The organism is Gracilibacillus lacisalsi DSM 19029 (assembly GCF_000377765.1).
Lineage (GTDB): Bacteria > Bacillota > Bacilli > Bacillales > Amphibacillaceae > Gracilibacillus > Gracilibacillus lacisalsi.
The window spans coordinates 26,613-33,836 of the sequence record NZ_KB898685.1; the positions used below are offsets into that span (position 1 = coordinate 26,613).

Here is a 7,224-nt window from a genome sequence, read left to right on the forward strand (position 1 = left end):
CGCTTCCAGGGATATACCTTGCTGTTCCGAGGATATCTTCTTCCCTTCCCGGGATATAGTCGTTTATCCTCGGAAGAGAGAGCTTTTTCCCCGGAACAGAAAATCGCTTCCGGGAATATCTTCTTCTATGAGGCATAGAACACAAAGAAACCAACTTCTCTTTGAAGTTGGCTTCTTTGTGTTTTGTGAAAACAGACACCTTAAATGGATAGGGGAGCAACAAGCTATCATACATATAAGCAGGCTAAAGTGGACTAATTATTTAGGCTTACATGTATATTATTAATTAATGAACTTTCCACATTCACTAATTAATATGTTGAATATAATATAACAAAGGTTTTTCACTCCAACAGCAAACTTGTAAACATATCTGACAATATATTTTTTTAAAGCTGGCATCGCCCATTTTTTCTAAAACTAGTCATTTACCCTAACTTATCTGTAAAAGGTACATACATTATATAGTGACAATACACAAGGAGGTTGATAGGAATGAGCTATTACGGAGGCTGTGCTCCATACGGTGGATACGGTGCTGGATATGGTGCTGGATACGGCGGTGGTTATGGCGGTGGATTCGCCCTAATCGTTGTGCTTTTCATTTTGTTAATTATTGTAGGTGCTTCTTTCTATAGCTAATTATATATCCAGGATATCCTGTTCCATCATTAAGGAAGATCCCCGCTAACCGGGGATCTTTTCAATTATAGAATAATTCTTGCCCTATAATGAAGGTTCGTTTAACATTCGAACATGATATATGCCACCAGCAACCTTGTTTCTTTTTGCATAAAAGGTAACCGTCACTTTGTCTTTATCATTGATAAGTGCCTTTGGTATCGGGTAAGATTTAGAATATAACTCACCAATATTTGGTTTATTAAAGTGTTCTCTAGCTAGCACATGTCCATCAATTTTGATTTCAAAATCTCTTTCCATCTTTTTACCATTGATTTCTAACATAAAATCACTTTTGTTATACGTGATGTACAAATACATCTCTTTTTCCGGGTCAACTCGTAAGTCATAACTAAAATACCCTTCATCCCGGGCATCTCTCCAACCGCTATGGACGTCATTACTGTAACCGGAGGTTGAATTTTTCTCCTGTATATTGTGATCTACTTCTGGTTGCTGTTCATTAGGCGTAACCTCATCAACTATAATTTTTTGTTCTCGTGCTTTTCGTTTTCTTTCTTCATCACCAAATTCTTTGAACTCTTGTTCCGACATAATATTCCAATAGATAGTATAACGTTCATGATGAATATCATAAAAAGGTTTCAACTGCAGCTGTTGGTGACCAGGTTGTCCGATCGCTTCTGTTTCAAATACCAGCTTTTCAACATCTTTAATCTTTATCCACTCATTCAACGGTTCATTTGTCACCAATACGGGCACATCAATTAATGGATGATTATTTAGTGCCTGGTGATCATCAAGAATATCTGTTTCAGGGAAATTTTCACGGCCTAATGCCCCTGCTAACACAATCGGTCCGTACATGATTACTTGCTTTTTCTGATCATCTTTTGCATGATATCGATGTAAATGCAGTGGTAAATCATATGTAATCTGATCTCCTTTTTGACAATTGTGTTCGATGATTAGGTATCCCTTATCTTCTTTCGTTTTTACTTCATTTCCATTAATTCTAATCGTTGATGCACCAGATAACCAGTAAGGCTTTCTAAAAGCAATCTCTTTTACTTCACTGCCTGCCTTTTCGATTGTGATGGTTGTGTTTGGCTGATATGGAAAAGTGGTTTGTTGACGAACAACCATATCATCACATTTGATTGATGCTTCTGCTGAGATAAATAAATGGACATACAATCTGTCAGCTATTTTTTCAAAAATACGCCGATTATATCTTGCAGGATTCTCCATTCCTGTACCGGTACAACACCAAAAGGAATGATCACGTGAATGATATACTTTAAAATGTCCTGGCTCAGAAGATACAAAGTATGTTTTCATTCCTGAATCAGGATCTTGTGACGCAAGAATATGGTTATATAATGCACGCTCGTAATAGTCATAGTAATGAGCCGATTGCTCCCATCCAAAAAGGATTTCCGTTAACTTTAGCATGTTATAGGTATTACATGTCTCCGTTGTCAATATCCCTAGTTCTTCATCATTTTCTGGTCCAAAGTGCTCTCGAATACTATTTCCACCGATAGCATACGTGCGATAATGAACGACTTGATCCCAAAAGAATGTCGCAATCCGCTTATATTTTTCTTTCCCTGTGATATTGTATAGTTTAGCTACTCCTATCACTTTTGGGATTTGGGTGTTGGCATGCTTTCCTTCTAAATCATCCTTGCCTTTCGCTAAAGGTTCTAGTACTTTCTCATGATAAAATCTTTCAGCTAACTCTAGATAACGCGTATCATTCGTTATTACATAAAGATCAGCAAATGCTTCATTCATCCCACCATGCTCACAGGTCAACATACGTTGGAATTGGTCTTTTGTTAAACTCTGCAAACCGTTGTATGCCCAGTCAGCCAGTTTGGTCACGATCTCCAATGCTAATTTAGAACCGGTTATGTAATGGACATCGATTAGTCCTGCATAGATTTTATGTATGGAATACCACGGTACCCAAGATCCCCCTAAGTTAAAGTTCCCCACTTCAAATTCACCAGAAAATACTTGATCAAAACAGTCTCTCGGGACACCACTTACATAACCATCCTTATCAAACGATTGAACAGCAGCTAATTCGGATAAAGCATATTCTAATTTTTTATTTAATGCTTCATCTCCTGTTACCTGATACATCGTTGCTGCAGCTGACAGCCAGTGACCTATGGAATGGCCAGCAATCTCCATTGATTCCCATCCGCCATATCGTTCTTTTTTAGCTGTTTTACCAGCAGCTTCATAACATGGCGCAACAAGTCGATCAATATCTAAATATAGTAAATATTCCTTTCCTTTCTGTTGAGAGTTTTTAAACATTCCGTCTAACAAGTTCACTTTTTGCATATTCTGCACCTCCACTAGCTTTTCTATAATAACTAGTATGAAGTGTTGAGAAGCAGTTGTACATTCACAATAACTAAAATTACATATCTTTTTTTTTGATTTCTGTTAAAATATAATCAAACTATTTTAAAGGAGCGATCGTTTTGTCTCATCCTATAATTATATCAAGTAGCTCATTCCCGCTTATTCATGAAATAGGTTTAATGACTGATAAAGATGGAGTGGAGAAACATCCGGATCGTGTGATGCCAAAATTAAATGTATTCGTTTTCGTTAAAAAAGGACAATTACAAGTTATAGAAGATGACGAGGTATATAAGCTAAAGAAAGGATCCTATCTTTTTCTTAGAAAAAATATCCATCATTGGGGAAGCGAATTCTATCAACCAGGTTCTGAATGGTTTTATATTCATTTTTTTAATCGTGATATACAAGAAAATGTTAAAGAATATAGTATGTACGGAAAAACTTCACTTGTTCATCATGAAGAATATCAAAGAAAGTTGACATTGCCTAAATACGGTGAGGTGGCTCACCTCGGCTACACCGAATCACAACTTGAGCAATTATTAGAAATGTATGAATCATCTCATCCGATGCGACCTATATTAACCAGCATGCATACACATCAGTTCTTTTTAGAGTTATACTTGGAGAATTTGGAAACCTATACAAATAGAAAATCAAATAGAATGATAGCTAAAATGATTCGGTTAATTGATGAACAGCAAAGTAACAAATTATCGAGCCAAGAGATATCAGAAGCTTTAGGTATGAATTATGCTTATCTTTCCACGCTGTTTAAACAGCATACAGGTAAAAGCATTACACAATATCAAAATGAGCGCATGGTGGAAAAGGCAATTCAATTATTTCGCAAAGAAAACTACAATGTTTCAGAAGTGAGCGACAAACTAGGATTCTCTAATCCTTTTTATTTTAGTCGAGTCTTCAAGAAAGTAACCGGCATGCCTCCAACCGATTACTTGAGACAAATTTATCGAGGTTGAAAAACATTATCTATCTGTAAGAAAAGCGCAGAACGCCCGCTTAGAAACGTAGCGGCTTCAGAATCAACTGAGATAAAGGAATCACGGTGAGTTTGCGAACCGATGATGACTTATCGTAGGGCGATTCGTGAAGTCGCCTAGTTTTTGGGCGCTCGGAGCTAAACATCTGCGCAAATTTTATACTTTCTTGTTTTACAAGAAAAACCCGGAAAGCCCACGCGGTCCTGTGCAAAGTAGTTATTTTGACATGAATGATAGGCATAACAACCGCTCCGGCTTGCCCACTTCGCTTAATTACGTTCTACATTTTTTTAACGTACGGACATTACGTCTTTTATTTTACATTGTATAATACCTCAAAAAGTTAGCTGTCACTTACGGTGTAGAGCTGCTTTATAGCGGAGGCCGCCCGTTTCAACTCCTGTGGAAACTGTTTTACCTGAAGATCCACTTTTTCAAGCGGTTTTTGCTTGGAAAAGTTAGCTGAAGGTAAAACCCCACGGAAAGGAAAGCAGGCAGCCGAAGCGATGCTTTCCGTCTACATATCATTTCAAAATGACCACCTATGATATAAAAACACTATCATGTTGCGTATTATATGCTTTCCTATCTGCTAAGAAAAGACACGGTAAATTCCGTGTCTTCAACATTACTTATTTTCCTTTCGAACCTTGGCCTTTACTGTGTAGTGAGAAGAGGTTGGTGTCAATGGAGAACTGGATCGATTGACGTTCTCTTTCTCGTTTTAACGCTAGTTGGATTAGTTGATCTGTTAATTGTTGAAAATCTTTTCCGCTTGGTTCCCATAAATAGAAAGATAGTGAACCTGGAATCGTATTGATCTCATTGACAAAAACCTCTCCATCAGGATTTAACAAAAAGTCAATTCGAGAAACACCACTTGCATTCAATAAGCGGAAGGTTTTCTCTGCTAATTCTTTAACCTTCGCAGTAGCTTCCTCACTAATTTCTGCAGGGATAATTCGGTTTACACTTTCCATCCCTTTTGTATCTCCTGTTTTCCCTCCACTCTGATATTTATCAGCATATGATAAAATCTCATCGGTGCTTAACACCTGTTCACATACCGAACTTTCCACTTTTTCATAATCACCAATAACAGAACAGTTAACCTCCGTGAGATCTGTTACCATCTTTTCAATAATTATTTTAAAACTGTAGGAAATGGCTAGCTCGATTGCTTCTTCTAATTCCTCTTCGTTTTCTGCTTTGGAAATGCCTACGCTTGAACCTAAATTTGCAGGCTTCACAATTACTGGATATCCGACTTTATTAGTTAATTGTTTAATGTTATCTTGCTCTTCATGCCACTGACTTGAGTAAAACCATTCATAATCAACAATAGGTACTCCGGAATCATGTAAAATCTGCTTCATCATTACTTTATCCATACCAGCTGCTGATGACGCAACATCACAGCCGACATAAGGAAGACCTAATAATTCCAGATAACCTTGTAATGACCCATCCTCACCGTTTGTACCATGAATAACCGGGAAAACAACATCTATCGTTGTAATAACTCCTTTTGAGAAAAGGGAACGTTCCTTTTTCTTTAATACAATATTCCCTTCCCCTTCTTGTTCCAGTACGACTTTATCAGCCTGTTTAAACAACTGGTCTAAGTCTTTGTAATTTTCGATATCTGTTAATACATCACCTGTATACCATTCTTTTGTTTTGCTAATATAAATCGGTACTGGTTCATATTTGGATCGATCAATTGCATTATATGCTTGAAGTGCCGAGATAACGGAAACTTCATGTTCTACAGATACACCACCAAAGATTACGGCTACTCTCGTTTTCACAGCCTATTCCTCCTAATATCATTACTCGTTATATGTGTCAGGTAAATCATTCTCCAATAAGATAATTGCATCTTGGCGGTTCAATGCTTGAATTTGTGATATTGCGTGATTTAAATCTTTGGCAATAAATAATTGTTCCTCGGGATAGCCTTTTTCACGAAGTCCATCCTGAATAGGTTTTGTTTGTTTTTCACCTACTAAAATCACATAGTCACACGCATCACTCGCATATTCACCAAATGCTTTATTATATTGATATTCCTTATCACCTAATTCTACCATACCTGGTGTCACTAATACTTTAAATCCTTCCATCGAAGAAAGTACTTCTAAAGCCATACGAGAACCAGTCGGATTCGAATTAAAACTGTCATCAATTACCGTTAAATTACCGAATCCTTTCTTTATTTCCATCCTATGTTTAACTGCCTGAATCTTCTTCACACCCATTTGCAGTCTGGATAGAGGAACTCCCATTTCCCACGCCACACTAATTGCAGCCAAAATATTATATACATTATGCTTACCTAATAATTTGGTTTCAAAATCTGCATCTAATGTGCCTGCTTTGTTTGTCACCCTAAATGTAGTACCTTTTTGGTGAAAACGAATAGCAGAAGCTAGATAGTCTGCTTCTTTATCATCGATTCCAAAATAAACTTTACGGCACTGATTTTTCGGGGTATAAGACATAATGTTTTGATCATCACGATTGAGGAAAGCAATGCCGTCAGCTGGCAATGTTTCAACAATCTCATATTTTGTTTTTTTAATGTTGTCTAATGTTTTGAACGTTTCGAGGTGTTGTTCCCCAATTGCTGTTAGAATCGCATATTTATGCCCTACTAACTCACAGATTTCCTGAATATTACCTGGCTCTTTCGCCCCCATTTCGGCAATAAATACATCATGATATGGCTTTAAAGAGTTACGGATAGTAATCGTTACACCTATTTTTGTGTTAAAACTATTCGGTGTTTTTAATGTATTAAAATGTGATGACAAAATCGTATCTAAAATAAACTTTGTACTTGTTTTACCAAAACTACCGGTAATTCCGATTGTTTTCGTATTTTTGGCACTGTTGATCATTCGTTTTGCATCTTGATAATAGTATTCTTTGATTCTATTTTCAATCGGCTTGTTAATAAGATTAGCCAATAACACTACTCCATATGTGAAGATCGAACCTAACACCATCACTAACCCAGCATAGCTTAACGGGTAATCATTCCAAATAAAATGCAAGCTCGTTGCGAATAAGAAAAGATAAATAATCGCAATAGTCGTAATCAGACGTTTGACACGTGCGGTAACAGCTAATTTTTTCTTTTCTTGTTTCGTTCTAGGCACGAATAGACCTAGCAATGCGATCACGA

Annotated in this window: 5 protein-coding genes; 2 read left to right on the top strand and 3 right to left on the bottom strand. The window is 36.9% G+C overall.

Annotation, left to right across the window (positions count from 1 at the left end):
- The first annotated feature begins 495 nt into the window (after positions 1 to 495).
- Positions 496 to 642: a YjcZ family sporulation protein gene (locus tag D569_RS24170; protein ID WP_018934387.1), complete on the top strand. Its 147-nt coding sequence runs from the start codon at positions 496 to 498 to the stop codon at positions 640 to 642.
- Between the two features lie 84 nt (positions 643 to 726).
- Here the strand turns inward: D569_RS24170 and D569_RS0120895 are convergent, their stop codons facing one another.
- Positions 727 to 3,003 carry a glycoside hydrolase family 127 protein gene (locus tag D569_RS0120895; protein ID WP_018934388.1) on the bottom strand — a complete coding sequence of 759 codons (2,277 nt, stop codon included), beginning with the start codon at positions 3,001 to 3,003 and terminating at the stop codon, positions 727 to 729.
- 143 nt (positions 3,004 to 3,146) lie between these two features.
- Here D569_RS0120895 and D569_RS0120900 point away from each other — a divergent pair, with 143 nt between their 5' ends.
- On the top strand, positions 3,147 to 4,013 hold the full coding sequence (locus tag D569_RS0120900; RefSeq protein ID WP_018934389.1) for a helix-turn-helix domain-containing protein: 867 nt from the start codon (positions 3,147 to 3,149) through the stop codon (positions 4,011 to 4,013).
- Positions 4,014 to 4,666: 653 nt separating this feature from the next.
- Here D569_RS0120900 and D569_RS0120905 read toward each other — a convergent pair.
- Both D569_RS0120905 and D569_RS0120910 read right to left on the bottom strand, forming a co-directional pair.
- Positions 4,667 to 5,845: a D-alanine--D-alanine ligase family protein gene (locus D569_RS0120905; RefSeq protein ID WP_018934390.1), complete on the bottom strand. Its 1,179-nt coding sequence runs from the start codon at positions 5,843 to 5,845 to the stop codon at positions 4,667 to 4,669.
- A 21-nt stretch (positions 5,846 to 5,866) separates the two neighbouring features.
- Positions 5,867 to 7,224, bottom strand: a 1,358-nt coding sequence (locus D569_RS0120910; protein WP_018934391.1) for a UDP-N-acetylmuramoyl-tripeptide--D-alanyl-D-alanine ligase, incomplete at its 5' end; no start/stop codon positions are given.

Coding starts and splice junctions, on each gene's coding strand:
- D569_RS24170 (WP_018934387.1), top strand. CDS start 496: ATGAGCTATTACGGAGGCTGTGCTCCATACGGTGGATACGGTGCTGGA.
- D569_RS0120895 (WP_018934388.1), bottom strand. CDS start 3,003: ATGCAAAAAGTGAACTTGTTAGACGGAATGTTTAAAAACTCTCAACAG.